This is a genomic window from Paraburkholderia xenovorans LB400, from assembly GCF_000013645.1.
Classification (GTDB): Bacteria; Pseudomonadota; Gammaproteobacteria; order Burkholderiales; family Burkholderiaceae; genus Paraburkholderia; species Paraburkholderia xenovorans.
In genome coordinates this window covers 2,780,862-2,805,659 of the sequence record NC_007952.1, presented here as the reverse complement: position 1 = coordinate 2,805,659, position 24,798 = coordinate 2,780,862, and the positions used below count along the sequence as shown (strand labels likewise).

10 protein-coding genes are annotated in these 24,798 nt (G+C 66.0%); 9 read left to right on the top strand and 1 reads right to left on the bottom strand.

Annotation, left to right across the window (positions count from 1 at the left end; translation table 11 throughout):
• Positions 1–109: 109 nt before the first annotated feature.
• The 6 genes from BXE_RS34305 to BXE_RS34280 all read left to right on the top strand — a co-directional run bounded on the left by BXE_RS34305 (position 110) and on the right by BXE_RS34280 (position 6,342).
• Positions 110–349, top strand: a complete 240-nt coding sequence (locus BXE_RS34305; RefSeq protein ID WP_040124400.1) for an MbtH family protein — start codon at positions 110–112, stop codon at positions 347–349.
• 72 nt (positions 350–421) lie between these two features.
• Positions 422–1,444, top strand: coding sequence for a TauD/TfdA family dioxygenase (locus BXE_RS34300; RefSeq protein ID WP_011492714.1), 1,023 nt, complete (start codon positions 422–424; stop codon positions 1,442–1,444).
• Positions 1,441–2,307 (top strand): ABC transporter ATP-binding protein, encoded by an 867-nt coding sequence (locus BXE_RS34295; protein WP_011492713.1) that lies wholly within the window; start codon positions 1,441–1,443, stop codon positions 2,305–2,307. The genes BXE_RS34300 and BXE_RS34295 overlap by 4 nt, the downstream gene beginning before the upstream one ends.
• Positions 2,304–4,418 carry a Fe(3+)-hydroxamate ABC transporter permease FhuB gene (gene fhuB / locus BXE_RS34290; protein ID WP_011492712.1) on the top strand — a complete coding sequence of 705 codons (2,115 nt, stop codon included), beginning with the start codon at positions 2,304–2,306 and terminating at the stop codon, positions 4,416–4,418. The genes BXE_RS34295 and fhuB overlap by 4 nt, the downstream gene beginning before the upstream one ends.
• On the top strand, positions 4,418–5,236 hold the full coding sequence (gene fhuF, locus BXE_RS34285) for a siderophore-iron reductase FhuF (protein WP_011492711.1): 819 nt from the start codon (positions 4,418–4,420) through the stop codon (positions 5,234–5,236). Before fhuB ends, fhuF begins: the two co-directional genes overlap by 1 nt.
• Positions 5,233–6,342, top strand: a complete 1,110-nt coding sequence (locus BXE_RS34280) for an ABC transporter substrate-binding protein (RefSeq protein ID WP_040124403.1) — start codon at positions 5,233–5,235, stop codon at positions 6,340–6,342. The genes fhuF and BXE_RS34280 overlap by 4 nt, the downstream gene beginning before the upstream one ends.
• 67 nt (positions 6,343–6,409) lie before the next feature.
• Here the strand turns inward: BXE_RS34280 and BXE_RS34275 are convergent, their stop codons facing one another.
• Positions 6,410–8,176 carry a cyclic peptide export ABC transporter gene (locus BXE_RS34275; protein ID WP_040124411.1) on the bottom strand — a complete coding sequence of 589 codons (1,767 nt, stop codon included), beginning with the start codon at positions 8,174–8,176 and terminating at the stop codon, positions 6,410–6,412.
• 280 nt (positions 8,177–8,456) lie between these two features.
• Between BXE_RS34275 and BXE_RS34270 the strand changes: the two genes are divergently transcribed.
• The 3 genes from BXE_RS34270 to BXE_RS34260 all read left to right on the top strand — a co-directional run bounded on the left by BXE_RS34270 (position 8,457) and on the right by BXE_RS34260 (position 24,774).
• Positions 8,457–18,176: a non-ribosomal peptide synthetase gene (locus BXE_RS34270; protein WP_040124413.1), complete on the top strand. Its 9,720-nt coding sequence runs from the start codon at positions 8,457–8,459 to the stop codon at positions 18,174–18,176.
• Between the two features lie 77 nt (positions 18,177–18,253).
• Complete coding sequence (locus BXE_RS34265) at positions 18,254–23,281, top strand: non-ribosomal peptide synthetase (protein ID WP_011492707.1); 5,028 nt, start codon at positions 18,254–18,256, stop codon at positions 23,279–23,281.
• 122 nt (positions 23,282–23,403) lie between these two features.
• Complete coding sequence (locus BXE_RS34260; RefSeq protein ID WP_011492706.1) at positions 23,404–24,774, top strand: lysine N(6)-hydroxylase/L-ornithine N(5)-oxygenase family protein; 1,371 nt, start codon at positions 23,404–23,406, stop codon at positions 24,772–24,774.
• The last annotated feature ends 24 nt before the right edge of the window (positions 24,775–24,798 follow it).

The window sequence follows — 24,798 nt, the reverse complement described above, 5'->3', positions numbered from 1 at the left end:
ACGTCAACTGAATAGAAGCGGTGCGCGCGGAATGCGGGCGCCGCCGTGCCGGACAGGCGAGCGCGCTGTCCCGGCGCTTCCTGACCTTTCATCGACAGAGCCTTTCATCATGACGCAAGCACAGCAGAGTTCCAGCACGGCAGCCGGCGAGGCGGACGATCTCGCCTACACGGTCGTCATCAACGACGAAGAGCAGTACTCGATCTGGCCGTCCTTCCGCGACGTGCCGGCCGGCTGGCGCGAAGTGGGCGTGCGCGGCCCGAAGGCCGAATGTCTCGCGCACATCGAGACTGTCTGGACCGATATGCGCCCGGCCAGCTTGCGCCGGCATATGGACGGCGCGGCCTGAAGCGCGCGCCGTGCAATCCGGCGGGCTCGGGCATGCGCCCGGCCACGCCGCTTCAGCAAAAGGATTCAGAGTATGACCATGCTTTCGACGCCGCAGCCCACGCTCGCCGATCTGGCGATCGAACCAGGCCTGCCGACTGTCGTCTCGCCGCGCGCGGGCGCGGCGATTTCATTGGAAGAAGCGGCACCGCTGCTGCGCGCGATCGTCGACGACACGCTCGAACGCGCGGGCGGTGTGCTGTTCACCGGTTTCCATGTAGCCTCGATCGACGCGTTTCAAAGCTTCGCGGGCTCGTTCGGCCATCCGCTGATCGGCTACGAATTCGCCTCGACGCCGCGCAGCCAGGTGGAAGGCGCGGTGTATACCTCGACGGAATATCCGCCGCATCGCTCGATTCCTTTGCATAACGAACAATCGTACACGCGAGAATGGCCGTTACGTATCTGGTTTCACTGCGCACTGGCCGCGCGTTCAGGCGGCGCGACGCCGATTGCCGATAGCCGCGCGATCTACCGTGCGCTTGATCCGGCGCTGGTCGATCGCTTTGCGAAGCGTGAGCTGCTGTACGTACGCAACTTCGGGCAAGGGCTCGATCTGCCGTGGGAGCAGGCGTTCGGCTCGGCGGACCCGCGCACGGTCGAGCGGATTTGCCGCGCGCGCGGCATCGAATGCGAATGGCGCGATAGCGAGGATGGCGAACTGCTGCTGCGCACGCGCGAACGCTGCCAGGCGGTGGCACGCCATCCGCGCACGGGCGAGCACGTCTGGTTCAATCAGGCGAACCTGTTCCACCTTTCGTCGCTCGATGAAGACATGCAGGAAGCGCTGATCGATTCGGTCGGCCTCGAAAACGTGCCGCGCAACGTCTATTACGGCGACGGCGAACCGCTCGAAGCGGACGCGCTCGCGGAAATCCGCGGCGTGCTCGATCAGCAGCGTATCGTGTTTCCGTGGCTGACCGGCGACGTGCTGATGCTCGACAACATGCTGAGCGCACATGCACGCGACCCGTTCGAAGGGCCGCGCAAGGTCGTGGTGGCGATGGCGCGAAGCTACAGCGAAGCCGAAGGCGAAAAACGGACGGCCGCGCCATGACGAAATCGCAGGGCGCGGCGCTCGCGGCGCATTCGCTGACGGTCGGCTATCGCGATCACGTCGTGCTCCACGGTCTGAACCTGAACATCGCGGCCGGCCGCGTCACGGCCTTGTGCGGACCGAACGGCTGCGGCAAAAGCACGCTGTTGCGCACGCTCGCCGGTTTGCAGCCGGCGCTGTCCGGCACCGTCGAGGTCAACGGCGTGCCGCTCGCTTCGCTCCGGCGGCGCGTGTTGGCGCGCACGCTGACCATGCTGGCGCAGTTCAACCAGATTCCTTCGGGACTCAGCGTGCGCGAACTGGTCGCGTACGGTCGTTACGCGCATGGCGGCTGGCTTCGCGGATTGTCGCGCGCCGACCATGCGGCAATCGACGAAGCGCTCGCCACCAGCGGCCTTGCCGCCGACGCCGCGCGCGACGTGGCCGCGCTTTCGGGCGGCGAACGGCAACGCGCGTGGATCGCAATGGCGCTCGCGCAGCAGGCGCCGATCGTGCTGCTCGACGAGCCGACTACCTACCTCGACATCCATCATCAACTGGACATACTGCGCGAGTTGCGGCGCCTGAATCGTGAGCGCGGCCTCACGATCGTGTGGGTGCTGCACGACCTGAACCAGGCAGCGGCCTACAGCGACGACATTGTGCTCATGCGCGCCGGCCGCATCGTCGCGCAAGGCTCGCCCGATGCGATGCTCGACCCGCGTCACCTGAACGAGACCTTCGGCGTGCCGATGCTCAAGATCGCGCACCCGCAAACAGGCGCGCCGATGTGCGTGCCGGCCTATGAAGGCGGCGCGGTGGATCTCGACACTGCCGCCGCCTCGCTTCACGAGGAAGCCACGAGCAAGGACCTCGCCGCATGACGACGCTTGCAGCGCGCAAACGCCTGCGCCGTAATGCACCGTCGGTGGACAGCGACAGCTACCGTGCGCCGGTCGAAAGCCGCGTTACGACAATCGGCGCCGCGCTGTCGGCGTTGATCGTGGTCGTAGCCATGCTGCGTCTTGCACCCGGTGTTCGCACCTGGCTCGCCGCGCCCGCACGCAGCGACGCCGCGCAGCTCGCCGGCATTCTGCTCTTCGACCTGAGCGTGCCGCGCATTCTGGCGGCATTGGTGGCGGGCGCCTGCCTCGCGGTGGCCGGCACCTTATTCCAGTCGCTGACGCGCAATCCTTTGGCTTCGCCGGATCTGCTCGGCATTACCGGCGGCGCGCAGCTCGGGTTGCTTGCCGCGATGCTGGTGCCTTCGCTGGCCGGCGTCGCGTCCGTGCCGCTGCTGTTCGCGTGCGGTCTCGGCGCGGCAGCGTGCGTGGCCGCGGCCGCCGGCGGCTGGCGCGCGACGCCGTTGCGGCTCATCCTCGCTGGCAGCGTTTGCATGCTGCTGTTTTCCGCGCTGACCACGCTGATTCTCGCGTTCTTCGAGCAGAGCATCGTCGGTGTGTCGTTGTGGGCGAGCGGCAGTCTTTATCAACCCGGCGCGGCCGGCTTGAAGACCGCCGCGTCGTGGCTCGTGTTGCCGCTGGTCGCGTTGCCCTTCGTGATTCGCCCGCTCGATCCGCTCGCGCTCGGCGACGACGCCGCAGCGGCGGCCGGCGTTCGTGTGGATGCCACGCGGCTCGCGGCGATGGTGGTGGCGGTGGGCTTCGCGAGCGTCGCTGTGAGTGTGGCTGGGCCGCTCTCGTATGTCGGCCTGATCGCACCGAACCTGCTGCGTCAGATGCGCGGCGCGAAGGCATCGCGGCTGGCCGCGCTCGTGCCCTTGTCGGCGCTCGTCGGCGGCGCGCTGGTGCTCGTCACCGACAGTGCCGTGCAGGCGCTCGATCTCGACGCGACACTTTCGACCGGCGTGGCGATTGCCTTCGTCGGCACACCGCTGATGCTCGCGATGATCCGCAGCGGCGCCGCATGGTCGGGCGCGTTGCACGCCGGCCAGGAGCGAGCTGCTGCGCGCGCGGGCTCGCGCTTCGTGCGCATGGTGGGCGCGTGGCCCTGGCCGCTGACGGCAAGCGCGCTGGTGCTGCTCGGTATCGTGATCGTGTGCGCGGGCGCCTCGTTCGGTCCGACGACGATCGGCGTGCAGCGCTGGCTCGCCGCATTCGATCACCGCGACGAGCTTGCGGGAATGCTGCTCGATCTGCGTCTGCCGCGCCTCATTTGCGCTCTGCTGGCGGGCGCATTGCTCGCCGCGAGCGGGGTGCTGATGCAAAGCATCGTGCGCAATCCGCTCGCGGGTCCGGAAGTGCTGGGCGTGACGCAAGGCGCGGGCCTCGCGACACTCGCGGCACTCGTGATGTGGCCGCTCGCCGCACATTCGACCCTGGCCGCCGCTTCGCTCGCGGGCGGCGGCATCACATTGGCCCTGACGCTCCTTCTGAATCGCCGCCATCGCTATGCGCCGCTCGCGGTTGCGCTGACGGGCATCGTGATCGGCACGCTGTGGACGACCCTGTCGCAATGGCTCATCACCCAGCAAAGCGTGCAGCCCGCGCGCTTCGTGGTGTGGCTGGTCGGCGGTACCTATGGGCGCAGTTGGGGCGAAGTGGCGACGCTGCTGCCGTGGTGCGTGCTGGCCGTGCCGGTGTTCGCGTTGCTCGCGCGGCCGCTCGATCTGCTTGCCCTGGGCGACGACCAGGCCGCCTCGCTGGGTTTGCCGATCGGCGTGTTGCGTCCGCTGGTGCTGACGGTAGCGACGCTGGCTGCGTGCGCCGCGGTGGCGGCGGTGGGGCCGGTCGGTTTTATCGGTTTGATGGCGCCGCATCTGGCGTCGATGCTCGGTGCGCGTGCTCATCGCACGCGTTTGTGGCTGGCGGCGGCGTGCGGAGCGCTGGTGCTGGTGGTGGCCGATATCGCGGCGCGCACGTTGCTGGCGCCACGTGAGATTCCGGCTGGCGTGCTGACCGCGCTGATCGGCGCGCCCTATCTGCTGGCACTGCTGATCGTGGAGGCTCGGCGCGAGAAGCGGGGCAAACGGTGATGCGGCAACCCGACCACGACGACGAGCGAGCGCAATGCTTCGCGGGTTTTGCGCCGGAGTCGATCGCGCATTATCTCGAACACGTGTGGCTCGGCACGCCGAACCCGGTCGAGGAACCCGCTCTCGCCGATGACCGGACTGCCTCGCTAGCCGTGATTCCCGTCAGCGAACTGGCCGGCCGTCGCACCGAATTGCTCGATGCGATGGTCACGCTCTACGGCGGCGAGCGCGAAACGCATGCACGCGCATTGCTGTCGCAATGGACCAAGTACTACTTCGGCTTCACGGCGACCGCCGGATTCGTCGCTGCAGCGTTGCTGCGCCGTCCGCTTGCCATGTCGCCGGATAACACGCATATCGTGCTGCGCGACGGTCTTCCTATTGCCGCATATTTCGCGCGCGATGCATTGCAGCCGGTCGAATGCGACCCGGCACGCCGCTATGCACCGCTCGTCGAACACCTGAATGCGGTGATCGAGATGCTGTGCACGATGACCCGAATCGCGCCGCGCGTGTTGTGGAGCAACGCCGGCAATCTGCTGGATTACCTGTTCGAACAATGCGCACCGCAATTCGATCTGAGCGAAGACATCGCGTGGCTGTTCGGCCCGCTCGCCGCCAACGGCGAGGCCAATCCGCTACGTCTGCCGGTGCGCCAGGCGAAGCCGCGCGCCGCGAGCCTGCCGAACCCTTTCAGCGCACGGCGCGTGTGCTGCGTACGTTATGAAATTCCCGGAGAGACGCAACTGTGTGGACGCTGCCCCCTGCTATTGACGATGAGCGATGCGGAAATCGCATTGCAGGCCGCGTCGCAATGACGAGATTACCAATATCGGCGCCACAGTCGCGCCGAACCAACAAAACCCCTTGTTTCAGGCAGCTTTGCGTTAGCGCTGCGCTGGCGGCCACGGTTTTCTCCGGTTCGTATGCATTCGCGCAAGGCAGTCAAAGCGTTGCACCCGCAGCGGGCACAAGTAATCCATCTCGCGCCGGCATCACGCAAGCGCAGCAGCAAACCTGCACACCGCTCGCGGACAACCCGATCGTCTCGCAAGCGAGTTCATCGCTACCCGCACGGCCCAGGCGCATCGTCGTGCTCGAATTCATGTTCGCCGAAGACCTCGCTGCGGTCGGCCTCACGCCGGTCGGCATGGCCGATCCCGAGTATTACCCGGTGTGGATCGGCTACGACAACGCGCGTCTCGCGTCGGTGCCCGACGTCGGCACGCGGCAGGAACCGAGTCTCGAAGCGATCGCGGCGACGAGGCCCGATCTGATTCTCGGCGTCGGCTTGCGGCATGCGCCGATTTTTGCGGCGCTCGAACGCATTGCGCCGACCGTGCTATTCAAATACGGCCCGAACTTTACCGAAGACGGCGCCCACGTCACGCAACTCGATTGGAGCCGCAAGATTCTGCGCACCATCGGCTGCCTGACGGGACGCGAAGAGGCGGCAAATGCCGTCGAGGCCAAAGTCGATGCAGGTTTCGCCCGCAATGCCCAGCGCCTGGCCGAAGCGGGCCGCCGCGGCGAACAGGTCGCGTGGCTGCAGGAATTGGGTTTGCCGGACCGCTACTGGGCATTCACCGGCAACAGCACGGCGGCGGGTGTCGCGCATGCGCTCGGGCTCAACCTGTGGCCGGCAGAAGCGACTCGAGAAGGCACGGCCTACGTGAGTTCTGAAGATCTGTTGAAGAAGCCGAAGCTGACCGTGCTGTTCGTCAGCGCGACGGACAAGGACGTTCCGCTCGCCACCAAACTCGATTCGCCGATCTGGCGTTTCGTGCCCGCTCGCAGTTCGGGGCGAGTCGGGCTTGTCGAACGGAATATCTGGGGTTTCGGCGGGCCGATGTCCGCATTGCGGCTCGCCGACACGATGACGGATACGTTGCTGTCCCTGCCGGCGCCTGTAGCAAAGAAGTAGGCGAGCCTCGCTTCAACAAGCCGAGCGCCGGAACAAACGGCGCCCAGCATGCGGAGCGCTCACCTCGTCAACCCATCGTACCGTTGGCCGCCGACGGGTTCTGCACCACTTGTGCCGAGCCATGCGTCTCGCTGACGATACTGCCGTTCTCCAGCTTCAGCACACGATCCGCGAGATGGAAATAGCGGTCGTCGTGACTGATCACGAGCACCGTCTTGCCGCGCGAACGCAGCTCCGGCAACAGTTGTTCATAAAACACCGCCTTGAACTGCGGATCCTGATCCGCAGCCCACTCGTCGAACAGATAGAACGGCCGGTCTTCCAGATACGCTACAACCAGCGCAAGGCGTTTGCGCTGACCGGTGGAAAGCGCTCGCGTCGAGAATGCGCCGTTCACGACCTGCACCTTGTGATCGAGCGCGAGCTTCGCCACCAGCGCGTTGGCGCGGGCGTCAGCCTGCGCGCGCGAGGCGTCGTTCGGATCGACGATGCCGAGCAGCGCGTCGAACAGATGAAAGTCGTTGAACACGGCCGTGAAGCGCTGACGATACGCGGCGCGTTCGGCGAGGCCGACCGGTTTGCCGTCCAGTTCAATGGTGCCGTCTTCGGGTTCATAGAGCCCGGTGAGCACTTTCGCGAGCGTCGTTTTGCCGCTGCCGTTGCCGCCGACGATAAACACCAGCTCGCCCGGCCTGAAAGTCAGATTGACCGGCCCGACGCGGAACATGCGCTCGTCGCGCTCGTGGAAGTACGAGTGCGTGACATTGCTGAGCGTGAGAGTGCGATACGGCGCATGCGAGGCGTTCTCGTCGGGCGGCGGCGAGGTGCGCAGCGCGCCGAATTCGCCCATCACCTTCTCGATGCGATCGAGCGAGACGCGTGCCGCGTTCAGCGTCGGCACGTTGTTGAGCAGACCGTCCAGCGGCAGCAGCATGAACAGGAACACGACCACGTAGCCCGATGCGGAAGGCGCGTCCGCATGCACGCCGAGTGCCGGCCAGAACGCCGCGACACCGAGAAACACGTAAAACAGGAACACGATCCAGCCGACCCCGACCGCATACGCGCTGAACGCCCGGCGCCGATGATCGCGCACTTCGTCGATGGCCGAGCCGAGCTGGCCGTCCACGAACTGGCGCGAGCGCGCCTGGTGCAGCTTCAGTTCCTTCGCGCCGGTGAAGAGCGCACCGAGATAGCCGAACAGTTTGTCCTGCGAACGGCCCGCGGCTTCGAGCGAGGCGATCGCGCGCTTGTCGCCGGCGTGATAGCCGAGCGAGCCGACCAGGATCGCGGCCACCGCGAGCAGACAGACCGGCCACGACAGCCACGCCAGATAGCCGAGGCAGCCGAACACGATCGAGCCGTGCATCACGAGATTGGGCAGCGCGAAGAACAGCATCGAAACATTGGTGGCGTCGTCGGTCAGCACGGACTGCACGGGCGCCGCGCCAATGCGCTCGACATCGCGCAATTCGGCTTCCGCGACGCGGCGCGCGACGTGTTCGCGCAACTGCGCCATCGTGTCCTGCGAGAGGCGCGCGAACAGCACGCCGGTAATCACACGCGTGACGAGCGCGACGATCGCGCACAGCGCAAAACGCATGGCGAGCGACATATCGGCGGCGCCCGGTTGCGACAGCGCGCGGCTCAAGGTCGCAACGAGCAGCACGCTGGCAATGCCGTTCAGCACGCACGCGCTCAGCGCGATCGCGAACGAGCCGCGCGAACGTTTGAGCAGCGCAACGATCAGGCGCATGGCGGGCTTGCCCGCGGGGTTGGTGGGAGAGGAGGAAGACGAGGGTGGCGCGTCGTAGCGCTCGTTGGCAGCGGTCATCGGCAAGGTGTCGCAGTGGGTCGCAATGGATCGGTGAATCGCAGCGCATGCGTGCATGCGGCCATTCAGCGGGGCGCGAAGAATCGCCCCTCGCCTGATAGACGAATGGGCGACGCAAACATTTACCGCGCGCGTTCGTCTGCCACATCAAAAAGATGCAGTCCAAATAAAAACGCTGCACGCGGTAAAGATTTGCGATCGCGGATCGTCACACCAATGAAGCGGCCCATTGCGGCCTGCGACTTGGCCAAGGCGGCCAGTTCTAACGGATTCCATGCCCATGACGAGCTTCCCGATTGCATTGCACCAGCAGATCCGCGCTATGGCGCGCATCGATCCCGATGCGCCCGCGCTGGCGTCATTCACGCCGTCTACCGTGCGGCTGACGCGCGGCGAACTGGATAGCCGCGCGGCGCGGCTCGCGGCACGGCTGCGCGCGGCAGGTGTGACGACTGAAGTGCGTGTGGGCGTATGCGTTGCACGGTCGTGCGATCTGTTCGTCGCGTTGCTTGCCGTATTGAAGGCGGGCGGCGTGTTCGTCGCACTCGATCCGCGCCATCCGCCAGCGCGCCTCGATTGGATCGCGCGGGATGCGGGACTCATGCACGGCATTGTCGACGATTCCGCCGATGCGGCGATGCGTGCGCGCTTCAGAGAATGCTTTCACGTGGAAAGCGCTGCCACCACAGACGCGGCAGCACCCTGTTTCGACGACGAAGACACGCCGGTTCATCCGCGAGCGGCGGCATACATGATCTACACGTCTGGCTCGACCGGCACGCCCAAAGCGGTGGCTGTCGAACACGGACCGCTTGCCGCGCATGGCGAGGCGCTTGCCGGGTCGTTGCCGATCGCGGCCGCCGACCGTGTGCTGCATTTTGCGTCGGTCAATTTCGATGTATCGATCGAAGCATGGTTAGTACCGCTTGCCGTCGGCGGCAGTGTGGTGATCAGCGATCCGCCGCCGTTCGCGCCTGAAACCACGCATGCCTTCATGCTGCGCGAAGGCATCACCAATACGACGCTGCCGCCCGCTTATGTGCGCGAGTTCGCGAACGTTTGCGAGCGCCTCGGCGTGCCGCCTTCGCTGCGCACGCTGTTGTTCGGCGGTGAAGCGATGTCGCAGGACAGTTTCGATGAAATCCGCCGCGTGTTCCCGTCGGTGCGTCTCGTTAACGGCTATGGGCCGACCGAGGCCGTGATCTCGCCGATGCTGTGGCCCGTCGATCCGGGAATGACGCCGGCGCTCGAAGAAGGCAACGGCTTTGCATCGCTGCCGATCGGCTGGCCGATCGGGCGGCGCGTGGCGCGCATCGACGGCGCGGCGCAACAGGGCGAAGCCGGCGAACTGCTGCTCGGCGGCGTGTGCCTCGCGCGCGGCTATCACGGCCGCGCGGCGCTGACGGCTGAACGTTTCCTGCCGGACCCGACCGGCGAGCCGGGCGAGCGGATCTACCGCACCGGCGACCTCGCGCGCGAACGCGCGGACGGCTCGTTCGATTATCTCGGCCGCATCGACGATCAGGTCCAGGTGCGTGGCGTACGCGTCGAACCCGGCGAAATCGCGGCTTGTCTGCTGACCCACCCGGCCGTGGCCGATGCGGGTGTGCTGGCCGAAGCGGCGGGAGGCCGCACGCAACTGATCGCCTGCGTCGTGCCGCAAGATGCGCTCGAACCCGATGATGCCGCGCTGCAAGCGCATCTCGCCGCGCATTTGCCGCAGGCCTGGATGCCGCATCGCTTCGTGCGCTTCGAGCGCCTGCCTTATACGTTGAACGGCAAGCTCGATCGCACGGCACTGCGCGACTTCGTTGCTACGCTGCCGGCCGTGATCGATTCGAATCATGTCGCGCCTCGGACCCTCACCGAAACGCGCCTTGCGGCGCTTTGGCAAAAGCTGTTGAACGATCCGGCGCCGATCGGCTGCAACGATCGCTTTTTCGCACGCGGCGGTGACTCGCTCGCGGCGATGCAATTGCAGGCGGCGATTCGGATCGAATGGCGCGTGAATCTGCGGCTCGACACGCTATTCGACGATCAACCGCTCGAAGCGTTGGCGCGTGTGATCGATGCCAGCGAGACTGAAACGTCGGCAGGTTCGCATTCAATCACGGTTGTGCGTACCGCTGACGCGCCGTTCGTCGATCGTGCGGCCTCGTTCGCGCAACAGCGGTTCTGGGTGCTCGCGCAAACACAGGACGCCGGCGCGGCCTACCACGTTGCGGTGCAATGGGACGTGCAGGGCACACTCGAGATCGGCACGTTGCAACGCGCGCTCGATTGTCTGATCGCGCGTCATCAGGCGTGGCGAACCACGCTGGTCGAGTCCGACGACGGCATTGTCGTGCAACGGATCCACGCCCGTTTGCCGGTGCCGATCGCGCAAATCGATCTGCGCGCGTGCTGCGAGGATGAGCGCGCATCGCGACTGGCGGCGTTGACGGAACAGCAGGTTGGCGCGGCTTTCGATCTGTCGCAAGGGCCGCTGGTGCGTGCCGCGCTCGTCACGCTTACTGACGACACGCAGCGTTGCCTCCTCACCACGCATCATTCGGTCAGCGACGGCTGGAGTTCGCGCTGCGCCTTCGACGAACTGCGAACCGCTTACGCTGCCTTTGCGATGGGACACGAGCCGCAGTTGCCCGCACTGACCGTCCAGTATGCCGACTACGCACAATGGCAACGCGACTGGCTCGCCGCAGGCGAGGGCGAAAGGCAACTGGCGTACTGGCGCGACGCGTTGCGCGATGCACCCGAAGCACTTGCCTTGCCGCTCGACCGGCCACGCTCACTGGAGCACGACTATCGCGGCGGCCGCCTCGCGCTGCGTTTGCCCGTAGCGCTCTCCGAGGCGGTGCGCGAAACGGCGCGACGCGCGCAGGCGTCGCCGTTCACGGTGCTGCTTGCCGCCTTCGACGCCTGGCTCTACCGATTGACGGGCGCGACCGATGTTGTCGTGGCTGCGCCGATTGCCCATCGGCAGCGGGCGGAGACCACGCCGCTGGTGGGCCTCTTCCTGAATACGCTGGCGCTGCGCGCGCGCGTTGCGCCGGATCAATCGTTCGCCGCGTTGCTCGACGGCGTGCGCCGGTCCACGTTCGATGCGTTCGCGCACCAGGATGTGCCGTTCGATCAGGTGCTCGACGCCGTCAAGCCGCCTGTACGGCGTGGCGACGCGTGGCTCAAGGTCAAGTTCGCGCAGCAGTTCGATCTGGAACTGACGGCTGAATTGCCGGGCGCCTCGGTGCGCATGTCGCCGGGCCTCGACCTTGCGGCCCGCTTCGATTACGCGCTCGATTTCACCGACGATCCACGCGGCATCGAACTGGTGGCCGCATATGCACTCGACGGTATCGACGAAGCGACCGCGCACGCCTGGCTGCATAGCTACGCCGCGCTCGTCGCCGATGCAGTGCGCGATCCACAACGCGCCGTTACCGAACTGGATTGTGCTGATAGCGCCGAATATCGATCCGCGCGACGTGGCCGCGAATTTCAACCGATGGCTGACAACGTGCTCGCGCGATTCGCGCGGCATGCGCGTGAAACGCCGCATCGCGTGGCGCTTGCGGATGCCGATACGCAGCTTACGTACGGCGAACTCGATGCGGCGTCGGACCGTATCGCGCTTGCCTTGCGGCGGCGCGGAGCGGGAGCGGCGGTAGCCGTAGGCGCGGAACAGCCGGTGGCTGTGTGCATCGAGCGTTCGGTGCGTTTTGCCGTTGCGCTGATCGGTGTGATGAAATCTGGTGCGTACGTGGTGCCGCTCGATCCTGCCGCGCCGCATGAACGCCTGGCTGCTTCCATCGATGCCTGTGGCGCGCGCTGGATTCTGACGGCGGATCAGGCACAACCGCTCGTCACGGCAGGTGGTGCGACCTCGATCGACCTGGACACGCTCACGCAAGAACCATCGTCTGCGAATGCCGAAGACCTGGACGCAGCCGCATCGCGTACGTCACCGTTGGCCGATCAAGCCGCCTATCTGATCTTCACCTCGGGATCGACCGGCACGCCCAAAGGCGTCATCAGCTCGCATGCCGCGCTGGCCGATTATGTCGAAGGCATGCTGGATGAACTGGCGTTTGCCCCGGACGCTTCAATGGCAATGGTCTCCACCGTTGCCGCCGACCTCGGCCATACCACGCTATTCGGCGCGCTCTGCTCGGGCCGTACGCTGCATCTGCTACCGGCGCAATGCGCGTTCGATCCCGATCGATTCGCTCACGAGATGCGCATGCGCAACGTCGGCATTCTGAAGATCGTGCCGAGCCACCTGCACGCGCTGCTCGACGCGCAGTATCCCGCCGACGTGCTTCCCGCGCACGCCCTGGTGACGGGCGGCGAAACGCTGCCGTGGTCGCTGGTCGAGCGGATCGCCGCGCTCAAGCCAGCCTGCCGCGTGATCAATCACTATGGCCCGACTGAAGCAACGGTCGGCGCATTGACGTGCGACACGTCCGCGCCGGCGCAAGCGGCATTGCGTGCGCTCAGCATGCGAACTGCGTACGCCGTGCCGCTCGGTATGCCGCTGCCGAACGCGTACGCGTGCGTACTCGACAGCTACGGCGCGAGTGTGCCGCCGGGCGCGATCGGCGAGTTGTATCTCGGCGGACCGGGTTTGGCGCGCGGTTATCTGAATCGCGCCGCCGCAACTGCCGAGCGTTTCGTACCGCATCCATTCGCGGCGGGCGAGCGACTCTATCGAACCGGCGACCGCGTGAGACTGCGCGCCGATCGTCGGCTGGATTTTCTGGGCCGGCTCGACGATCAGGTCAAGATTCGCGGCTACCGTGTCGAACCGGGCGAGGTCAGCGCCGCACTGCGCGCGTTCGATGGCATCGCTCAGGCCGAAACGCTTGCCGTTGAGCATGAAGGGCGTTTGCGTCTCGCGTCGTTCGTTACGTTGAGTAGCGGTGCGCGTTTCGACGAGGCCGCATTGCGCGCGGCGTTGAGCGCGCGCCTGCCGGATTACATGGTGCCGGCCGTGTTGCAGCACGTTGCCGCGTTGCCCGTGACCGCCAACGGCAAGGTGGATCGCGCGGCATTGCGGGCGCTCGCGGTTGCGCCGGCAGCGACCACGGCAGCAGGCGACGCGCCGCAAGGCGCCACCGAAGAAGCGCTCGCCGCTGTCTGGAAAGACGTGCTCAAAGCCGAACGCGTGGGCCGCGACGACAACTTCTTCGAGTTGGGCGGCGATTCGATCCTCGTGTTGCAGGTGATCGCCCGTTCACGCAAACGCGGTGTGCGCTTCACACCGAAGCAACTGTTCGACGCGCCGACGCTCGCGCAACTCGCGCGTGTCGCCACGACTGTGGATCTCGCCGCGCCGGCGGCAGAGGGCGCAGCGAAGGCGCATGCCGCGCCGTCCCCGATCGAGCAGGCCGTTACGCTCACGCCCGCACAGCTGCGTTTCTTCGCGCTGGATATTCCGCAACGCGGCCACTGGAATCAGTCCATCGAACTCGACACGCAGGCACCGTTCGACTTCGACGCTTTCGCGCGCGCTTTCGAAACGCTGCTGACGCACCACGAAATATTCCGCCAGCGCTTCGCGCCGCTTGGTTCGCAAGGCGAATGGCGACTCACGCTCGCTGCGCGCGCATTCGAAACGCTGCCGCTCGCGGCCCTCTCCGCACGCGACGAAGCCGACGCGCTCGCCCAGTTCGATGCATTGCAAAGCACGCTCGATCTGACGCATGGCCCGCTCGTTTGTGCGCTTGCCGCCCTGCTGCCCGACGGCGCGACGAAACTCTATCTGGCGATCCATCACGTCATCGTCGACGGCGTGTCGTGGCGTGTGCTGCTGGACGATCTCGACGCCGCCTATCGCGCCGCTTGCGAGCGCCGCAGCGTGCGTCTCGCGCCGACGGGAACGAGCGCGCAGGAATGGGCGGCACGGCTCGCACGCGCCGCACTCGACATAGCCAACTCGCCGTTTGCCGCCGAAATACCGTATTGGACCGCGCTCGCCGCGCCATACGACGATCTGCCGCTCGACCGTCCGCAAGCCCGCGCGACCAACGCCGACGCGCAATCCGTGATCCAGACCATCGGCGCCGATCTGACGCGCGCCGCGTTGACGGAAGCGAATGCCGCCTACCGCACGCAGATGATCGAACTGCTGATTGCGGCGCTGGCGCAGTCGCTAGGCTTGCCTGTGTGCCGCCTCGAACTGGAAGGCCACGGCCGCGAGGCATTATTCGACGACGTGGATGTGAGCCGCACGCCCGGCTGGCTCACCAGCCACTATCCGGTGCAATTCGCGCTCGAAAGCACGCCGGCGGCCACGCTCGGCGCGGTCAAGGACACGCTGCGCGGCGTGCCGAACAAAGGTCTCGGTTTCGGCGTGCTGCGCCACTACGGCGACACGGCAACGCGTGCGGCGCTCGCCGCCGTGCCGCGTCCGCATGTGACCTTCAACTATCTCGGCCAGTTCGATGCGCCGCGTGAAGCGGCGCTCGTGCCGCGTTTCGGCGGCGCGGGCCGCGAACGCGATCCGGCAGGTCCGCTCGGCAACGCATTGGCGATTCACGCCTATATCGACGGCGACGCCACGCGCACGCTCAAAGTCCACTGGGTCTACGGCGCGACGCAATTCGAGCGCGCCACCGTGGAAGCCATCGCGCAGCGCTTCGAAAGCGCGCTCGCGGAATTGATTGCCGCCTGCACCGAGCGTCTCGCGCAACACGGCGGCGGAGCGACACCCGGCGACTATCCGCTCGCGCGTGCAGGCGGCCTGACGCAAGCCGCGCTGGACCGTTTGCCGCTCGACTTGCGTACCGTCGACGACATCTATCCGCTTTCGCCGATGCAGCACGGCATTCTGTTTCACTCGCTGTTCGCGCCCGAGCAATCCACTTATGTGAATCAACTGGTCGCGACGTTGATCGAGCCGGACGTGGAGCGCTTGCGCGCGGCATTCGAAGCCGCCATGCCGCGCCACGACATTTTGCGCACCAGCTTCACGCCGCAAGAGGCGACACCGATGCAGATCGTGCACCGCCAGGCGCGCATGCCGGTCGAGGTTCTCGATTGGCGTGAGCGCGGCGCTGACGCGAATGATGCCTTCGAAACCTGGCTCAATGCCGACCGCGCTCGCGGTTTCGATCTCACGTCGCCACCGTTGATGCGCGTCGCGCTGATCCGCATCACGGACGACACGTGGCGTCTTGTCTGGACGCGTCATCATTTGCTGCTCGACGGTTGGAGCACCGCGCGTTTCTTCGCCGACGTGTTGCGCGACTACATCGAGCCGCCGCGTCCGCAGCCGTTCGCCGCGCCCGCGAAGACGCGTTATCGCGACTTCATCGCGTGGCTGGCCGCACGCGACGCCGAAAGCGAGCGCGCTTTCTTTCTGCAACGCCTCGCGCTGCTCGACGAACCGACGCTGGTTGCGGAGCGCACGCCGGTGAACCGCGGCCGCGAGCCGCGCCATCTCACGCGGCGTGAAACGATCGGCGCGGCCACGACGGCGCGTCTCACCGACGCCGCGCGCCGCCTGAAGGTCACGCTCAATACGATGGTGCAGGGCGCATGGGCGCTCGCGCTGCAACGAATGACGCATCACACGGCAATCGCGTTCGGTGCGACCGTCGCCGGCCGGCCCGACTCGCTGCCTGATGTCGACACCGTATTGGGTCTCTTCATCAACACGCTGCCGGTGATTACTGCGCCGTTGCCGCAGCGCCGCGCGTCGGCATGGCTGCACGATTTGCAGCGCGACAACGCCGCGGCCGCGGAGCATGCGCACACGCCGCTCTACGAAATCCAGCAGTGGGCGGGACAGGGCGGCGGCGCGTTGTTCGACACGCTGGTCGTGTTCGAAAACTATCCTGTGGACGAGGCATGGCAGGGGCGCGACGAGCGTGCGCTCAAGCTGCGTGAACTACGCAATATCGAAGCTACCGATTTCGCTCTTACGCTGGTGATCGAAGCGGGCACGACGCTGACCATCGATTACGGCTACGACGCCGCGAGACTCGACGAATCACGCATTGCGGCGTTGCATCGCGCGTTCGAAACGTGTCTTGTCGCTTTGATTGCAAATCCGGACGCACCGCTCGGCACGATTTCGATTGCCAGTGCGGACGATCTGACCAAACTGGCGCGCTTCAACTCGACTGCGCAAACCTGGCCGCCTGCGCAGCAGCAGGCGCTGCATCGGCAGTTCGAACTGAGGGCGCAGGCGTCGCCGGAAGCAATCGCTCTGGAATTCGCGGACGAGCAAGCACGCACGCGGCAGATGACCTATGGTGAGCTGGATGCGAATGCCGATCGCGTCGCCGCCGCGCTCATCGAAGCGGGCGTGCGCGCGGATACGGCGGTGGCGCTATGCGTCGAGCGTTCGTTCGACATGGTGGTGGCGCTGATCGGCGTGCTCAAAGCGGGCGCGGCCTATCTGCCGGTCGATCCCGACTATCCGGCGGACCGCATCGCGTATCTGCTGAACGACGCGAAACCGGCGGTGGTGCTGACGCAGCCGCATCTGCTGGAGCGCGTCACGCAAGCCGTCGATAGCGCTAACGTGAAAATCCTCACCATCGACGCATTGCGCGGCGCCGACTTCACGCTCAGCGCGCCTGTGGCAGTCGCGCCCGATCAGCTCGCTTACCTGATCTATACGTCCGGTTCGACGGGCAAGCCGAAGGGCGCGGGCAATACGCATCGCGCACTGGCGAACCGGATTGCGTGGATGCAGGACGCGTATCGCCTCGACGCGAGCGATGTCGTGCTGCACAAGACGCCGTTCGGTTTCGACGTTTCAGTGTGGGAGTTCGTGTGGCCGCTCGCTGTCGGCGCGAAGCTCGCGATTGCGGCGCCCGGCGATCACCGCGACCCCGCGCGGCTTGTCGCGAGCGTTGAAACGCACCGCGTCACGACGCTGCATTTCGTGCCGTCGATGCTCGCGGCCTTCGTCGCCCACCTGGAAGACTTCCATGCGGCGGCGCGCTGCGCGAGCATCGAGCGAATCGTCGCCAGCGGCGAAGCGCTTGCGCCGGAACTGGTGGCGCGCGTCGCGCAGCAATTGCCTCATGCGCGGCTTTACAACCTCTATGGCCCGACCGAAGCCGCTATCGACGTTTCGCACTGGACGTGCGATGCGCGTGATGCCGGCGCGGCTTCCGTGCCGATCGGCCATCCGATCGCAAATCTGCAACTGCACGTGCTCGATGCGGCGTTGCAACCGCTGCCGCAAGGCGCGATCGGCGAACTGTACCTGGGCGGCGCGGGACTTGCGCGCGGCTACCTCGGCCGGGCCGCGCTGACGGCGGAGCGCTTCATTCCCGATCCGTTTGCGCACGGTGCGCGGCTTTATCGAACCGGCGACCTGGCATGCCGTCGCGCGGACGGGGCGCTCGATTATCTCGGCCGCATGGATACGCAGGTGAAACTGCGTGGCCAGCGCATCGAACTGGGCGAAATCGAAGCCCTGTTGCGGGCGGCACCGGGCGTGCACGATGCGGTGGTGATCGTGCGTGACGAGCAGTTGATCGGCTACGTGGCGCGCGGCGCGGATAACGCGCTCGACACACAAACGCTGCTCAATGGCCTGCATGCGCAGTTGCCGTCGTACATGGTGCCTTCGCATCTGATCCAGATGGATGTGCTGCCGGTCACGCCGAACGGCAAATGCGATCGTCACGCGTTGCCGGCTCCCGTGCGCGGCGGCGCCGACGAACAGGCCGTCGCGTTGCCGGCCACCGGGACGGAGCGCGAACTCGCCGCGATCTGGAAACGCGTGCTGCGCGTCGACACGATTGGCCGCGACGACGACTTCTTCGCGCTGGGTGGCCACTCGCTGCTCGCGACGCAAGCCAACGCGCAGGCGAACCTGCACTGGACGTTGATTCTGCCGCTACGCACCTTATTCGACGAACGCACGTTGCAGCGCTGCGCCGCCGCGATCGATCGCGCGCTAGCCGGGCGCGATGCGCACGGCGCAGGCGATACCGCGAGCGCGATCGATGCACTGCTCGACGAATTCGAACTGCAATAACGAACCGTAGTGACGAATTGCAGCAAGCCACACATAGCGATCCATCGACCAGCCGACCCGTACTGAGACAACCCAGCATGACCACAGCCAAACCGGATCTGCTTTCCCTCGCGTCGCGCTTCGCACTGTTGCCGGATGCGCAGCGCAAAGCTTTTCTCACGAAGCTCGACGCCGCTGGCATCGACTTTCGCGTGCTGCCGATTCCGCCGCGCGCCGAGCGGACCGCGAGCGTGCCGGCTTCGTTCGCGCAGACGCGTTTGTGGCTGCATGCGCGGATGATCGACGAACCGGCCGCGTACCACATCACCGAACGCCTGCGGCTCGACGGCGCGCTCGATGCCAACGCGCTGCGGCTTTCGTGCGATGCGTTGATCGCCCGCCACGAAGCGCTGCGGACGACCTTCACCGAAAGTGCGGACGGCGTGTTGCAGACGGTCCATGCGCCGTCGCGCTGCCCGTGGCGCGCGAGCGACGTGAGCGCATTGCCCGCCGATCAGCGCGAAGCACGTGCCGCCGAGATTGCACGCACCGACGAAGCGAAGTCCTTCGATCTGTCCGTCGGGCCGCTGCTGCGCGCTCACCTGATTCGCCTCGACGCGACGACTCACTGGCTCGCGCTCACAACGCATCACATTGTCTCCGACGGCTGGTCCGCCGACGTGATGCTGGCGGAACTCGCTTCGTTCTATCGCGCCTATGCGAAAAGCGAAGCGGTGTCGCTTGCGCCGTTGCCGATCCAGTACGCCGATTTCGCGTTGTGGCAGCGCCGCTGGCTCGACGCGGGCGAGCGTGAACGTCAGTTGGCATTCTGGCGCGAGCGGCTGGACGCGAATCGCGACGTGCTGATGCTGCCTGGTGCGGCACCGCGTCCGGCTCAGCGTAGTGCGCGTGGCGCGCGGCATCGTTTCGTTCTCGATGCCGCGCTCGTTCAGCAGGTGAAGACGCTCGCCAATGCGCAGCGTGCCACGCCATTCGCCGTCTTGCTCGCGGCACTGAGCGCGTTGCTCGCGCGCTCTTCGGGTGACACGCAGATCCAGATCGGCGTGCCCGCGGCGAATCGCGAGCGCGGCGAAGTGGGCGGTCTCGTGGGCTTTTTCGTGAATACGCTCACGCTTGCCACGCCGGTGCCGCCGGCGCAGCCGTTTGCCGCGCTGGTCGGCGCGACGCAGCAAACGCTGATCGACGCGCAGTCGCATCAGGACGTGCCGTTCGAACAGGTAGTCGAAGCGCTCGGCGTGGTGCGCAGCGCAAGTCATCATCCGTTGTTTCAGGTGATGGCCGCTTATGGCGCGCGCCGCCGTCTGCCTTCGCTCGCAGAGGTGCGGATGACGGAGTTGCCATCGGGCGCACCGTTTGCCAAGTTCGATCTGACGCTGAGTTTCGAGGAGCGCGACGACGGTTCGATCGACGCGTATTTCATCTACCCGCTCGACCTGTTCGACGCCGATGCGATAGCACGCCTAGCCGCGCGATTCAGCGAGTTGCTGTCGAACGCGACGGCGACACCCGGCGCCGCGGTGGGAGATTTGCAATGGTTGCCCGAATCAGAGCGCGCGCAACTCGACGCATGGAATAGCACGAAGCTGCCGCGCGACACGGCGTTCAGGCCGGTGCATCAACGTGTGGCCGATCACGCCCGTGCGCAGCCGGAAGCCCGCGGCGTGGCCGATGTGAATCGCGCGCTCACGCGCGGCGAAGTGGACGCGCAGGCGACGCGTTTGGCACAACGTCTCGTCGCGGCGGGAGTGAGTGCGGAAATGCGGGTTGGCGTGGCGCTGAGCCGCTCGGTCGATCTGCTGGTCGGCCTGATTGCCGCGCTGAAATCGGGCGGCGCGTTCGTGCCGCTCGACCCGAGCCACCCGCGTGAGCGTCTCGCACAGATTCTCGACGACGCGCAGATCACGCACGTCATCACGGAACGCGCAAGTCTCGCGGCGTTACCGCAATCGGACCGCTTACGCCTGTGGCTGGTCGATGAGGAACCGCAACCCGAGGAGCACTCCGCAGCGAATATAGCGTTGCCGTCCGTGTCGCCGCATCAGGCCGCGTATGTCATCTATACGTCGGGCTCGACCGGCAAGCCGAAGGGCGTAGTGGTCGATCACGGCTCGTTCGCACTGCATTGCGCGGCGATTGCCGAGCGCTACGGTGCGGGCGAGCGTGACGTGTTCCTGCTGTTCCAGTCGGTCAATTTCGACGGCGCGCATGAAGGCTGGTTCTCGCAGTACATGTCCGGTGCAGCGGTCGCGATCACGGCGGACACGTTGTGGCCGCCCGCGCAAACCTGCCGCATGATGGTCCGCGAAGGCGTGACCATGACCTATGTGCCGCCTGGTTGTGCAACGCAACTCGCCGAGTGGGCGCTCGCGCATGGTGCGCCGCCCAGCTTGCGTTCGTTGACGGTGGGCGGAGAGGCCACGTCGCGCGAAGCGTTCGCGCTCATGCGCCGGGCGTTTCCGGAAGCGCGCATCGTCAACGGCTACGGGCCGACTGAAACCGTCATCACGCCGATGCTGTGGATGTTCTATCCGACCGACAGCACCGCGAAACTCGCGGACAGCGCCTATCTGCCGATCGGCACGCTGGTCGGCGCGCGTTCGGCGCATGTGCTCGATGCACGCCTGAATCCGCTGCCGGTCGGCGTGATCGGCGAGCTGTATCTGGGCGGCGAGGGCGTGGGTGTCGCGCGCGGGTATCTCGACCGGCCGGCGCTCACGGCGGAGCGTTTCGTGCCCGATCCGTTCGGCGCGTCGGGCGCTCGGCTCTATCGCACGGGCGACCTCGTCAAACGGCGCGCGGACGGTGTGTTCGACTTTATCGGCCGCGTCGATCATCAGGTGAAGCTGCGCGGCTTGCGGATCGAACTCGGTGAGATCGAAGCACAACTCGCCGCGCACGACGATGTGCGCGAAGCCGTGGCGGTCGTGCATGGCAAGGGTACGCACGCGGTACTAGTGGCCTATGTGGAACTGAGCGCCGAAGCGCGCGAGCGCAGCACGCGCGCGGACGCAGCCGAGCTCGACGCGCATCTGCGTCATACGTTGCCGGACTATATGGTGCCCGCGCATATCGTGGTGCTCGACGCATTGCCGCGCAATGCCAACAGCAAGGTGGACCGCGCGGCGTTGCCGGAACCGCAGCGTGTCGAGCGAGCCTATCAGGAGCCGGCGGCTGGACTCGAAACCGCGCTGGCGCAGATTTTCCGTGAGGTGCTGGATGTGGAGCGTGTTGGCCGCGCGGATCACTTCTTTGAACTCGGTGGGCATTCACTCGCGGCGGTTCGCGTGGCGACGCGCGTCGCCGAACGGCTGGCGCGCGAAGTGCCGGTGCGCACGCTCTTCGAAGCGCCGACGCTTGCGCAATACGCGCAGCGGGTCATGGCCTCCGCACGCAGCGAAACGGTCGCGGATATGGGCGATGAACCGTCGAATAGCGTTTCATCGCATTCACGTATTGCGCCGGACGCGAACGGTGTGCTGCCGCTCTCTTCCGCGCAATTGAGCTTGTGGTTCCTGTGGCGCTCGCAACCGGAGAGCGCGGCCTACAACATTCCTGTCGCGTTGCGTCTGCGTGGACCGCTCGATGTGGTTGCATTGCGTGAAGCGTTTGCTCAAGCCGCCGCGCGACATCCCGCGCTACGGGTGCGGCTCGTCGAGCGCGATGGGCAATTACCGGGCCAAAGAGTCGCCGGGCCGGGGCCGGTTGAATTGCCTGTGGTCGATCTTTCCGGCGATCCTTTGCGTACCGAACGCGAACGCGCCGCTATCGCGCTCACCGATCAGGACGCACTCACGCCGTTCCGCCTGCTCGACGATGCGCCGCTATGGCGCGTGCGTTTGTTGCGCGTTGCCGAGCAGGATCACGTGTTGTCGCTGGTGGTGCACCACATCGTATCGGACGGGCAGTCGATCGATCTGTGGCTCGAAGACGTACGCACCACGTATGTCGCGATCGTGCACGGCGCTTCGCCCGCGGCCTTCGCGACGGTAGCGCCTTCACATCAGGAGCTGGTCTTGCCGGTTGCCGCGCCGCGAGCGCGCCTGTCGTTCTGGCGCGATGCGTTGGCCGATGCGCCATCGCAAGTGTTGCCTTCGCCGCCATCGGGCCGGGCCGCGTCGCCGGGTTGGAGCGCCGGCCGTCATGCGTTCGAATTCAACCCGGCCCTCGTGCGCCGCGCTCGTTCGCTGGCGCTGGAAGTCCACGCCACGCTGCCCATGTTGCTGCATGCGGCGCTGAACGTCGCTTTTTATCGGGCGACGGGAGCCACGGATCAGCCCGTGGGCGTTCTCGCTTCGACGCGTGAACTGACCGGCGAAGCCGCGCGCCGCGCGCTCGGACTCTTCATCAATGCAGTCGTCGTGCGTACGCGGCTCGCCAGAACGGATACGCCCGTCACGCTGCTTGCCGAAGTCCGCGACGCCGCGCTTGCCGCTTATGCGCATGCGGACACGCCGTTCGCCGACGTGGTGGCGGCATTGCGCGCCACACGCACCGAAGCCGGCAATCCGCTCTTTTCGGTGATGTTCAACTACCTGCGGCCTGCGGGGACAGCGCAACGCGACTGGGCCGGTCTCACGCTCGACGATTTCAACGACGTGCGGCACCGGGTCGTGTTCGAGTTGGAACTGGATGTGGTCGAGCATGCCGACGGACGCATTACAGGTGCGTTTTCGTATGCGAACGAACTGGTGGACGGCGTTTTCGTCGAGGCGCTGAGCGACGATTATCTGAATGTCGTGCAGCAGTTCGTCGATGCGCCACACGAACAACTGGGCGTTGCATCAGCGCGCTTTCCGTTGGAGCCGGGAAGCGCTGCAACAAACGCGCGGCGGAACCCGACATCTCACGACGAAGCAACGCAGCGCGCCCAGGCGCTCGAACGCATCTGGAGCGCTCTCTTCGAAGGCAACACGCCCGCGCATCACGACGATCTGTTCGAAGCGGGCGCCAGTTCGTTCGACGTGGTGCGCTTTGTGGATGCGGCGCAAGCCACCGGTCACGCGCTGGAGATTGCCGACGTGTTCGCCGCGCCGACCTTTGCGCAACTGGGAGCGCGGCTCGTTGCGCGCGCATCGAACGTCGCCGAGTTGCGCGACGGCGCCTGAACGTCGGGCCGCGACGAAACCCGGCAAGAAAAAGCAGTGAATAAAAACCGCATCAATCACGAAAGATCTTTCGCCGGCCCGCGCATTCGGCGTGCCGGCTTCCACCGATAAGGACCTGCGACATGCACAGAGACACCGTATTTGATCTGATCGGAATCGGCTTCGGACCGTCGAATCTGGCGCTTGCCGTGCGCCTCGCCGAAGAGGCCGGCGTGCCGGACCTCGCGCATTGTTTTATCGAGCGTCAGCCGGAATTCGGCTGGCATCGCGGCATGCTGCTCGACGACTGCCGGATGCAGATCTCCTTCCTCAAGGACCTCGTGACGATGCGCGATCCGAAAAGCCGCTTCACGTTCATCAACTATCTGTTCGAACGCGGACGTCTGGCGGATTTCGTCAATCTGAAGAGCTTCTATCCGACGCGCGTGGAGTTCCACGATTACCTGGCGTGGGTGGCGGCGTCTTTCGACGATCGTGTGAACTACGGCCAGACCGTGACCGGTATCGAAGCGGTCAAAGCCACTGCCAGGACGAACGAAGTCGAAGCGCTGCGCGTTTTCTCACGCGATAGCGAAGGCCGCGAATGGCAGCGCGTGACACGGGCGCTCTCGGTGGGTATCGGCGGCGGCGCTCAGGTGCCGGAAGCCTTCGCCGCGCTCGGCACGCACAACATCGTGCATTCGTCGCAATACCTCACTTCGATCGATCGGGTGGTCGGGCCCGCGAGCAGCGCGCGCAAACGCGTGGCGGTGATCGGTGCGGGACAGAGCGCGGCCGAAGTGTTCGTCGATCTGACGCGCCGCTATCCGCACGTGGATGCGAGCCTGATCATCCGCTCGGGCGCACTGAAACCCGCCGACGACAGTCCGTTCGTCAACGAGATCTTCAGTCCCGCTTTCACCGACGTCGTCTACGCGCAGCCGCGCGACGGCCGGCGTGCGCTGATCGAGCGCTTTCGCGACACCAACTACGCGGTGGTCGACCGTCCGCTGATCGAGCAGATCTACGAGATGCTGTATCTGCAAAACGTCTGCGCCGAGCCGCGCCACCGGCTGCTGGCGAACACCGGCATCGAAACGGCGGTACGCACGGTCAACGGCCGGATTGAACTCACTTTGCGCGACCGTTTGAACGGCCACGCCCGCGCCGAGCAGTTCGACGCGCTCGTGCTCGCGACGGGATATCGCCGCGATACGCATCTGGACTTGCTGGAAGGGCTCGCGCCGCATCTGGGCGAGGCGCTCGCGCAAGGCAACGTCGAACGCGATTACCGGCTTGCCACGCCGGCGAGCTTCAAACCGCGCATTTATCTGCAAGGCTGTTGCGAAGACAGTCACGGACTTTCCGACACGCTGCTGTCGGTTCTCGCGCTGCGTTCCGACGAAATCGCCGCTTCGCTCGCGCATCACGCAGCGCAGGACCGGTCGGCGGGGCGGGCAGGAGAGGCGCAAGCAAACGCGACGGCCGCGAGCCGCATGGCCTTTGCTCTTTGATGGAAAGGGACGCAAAGACTCACA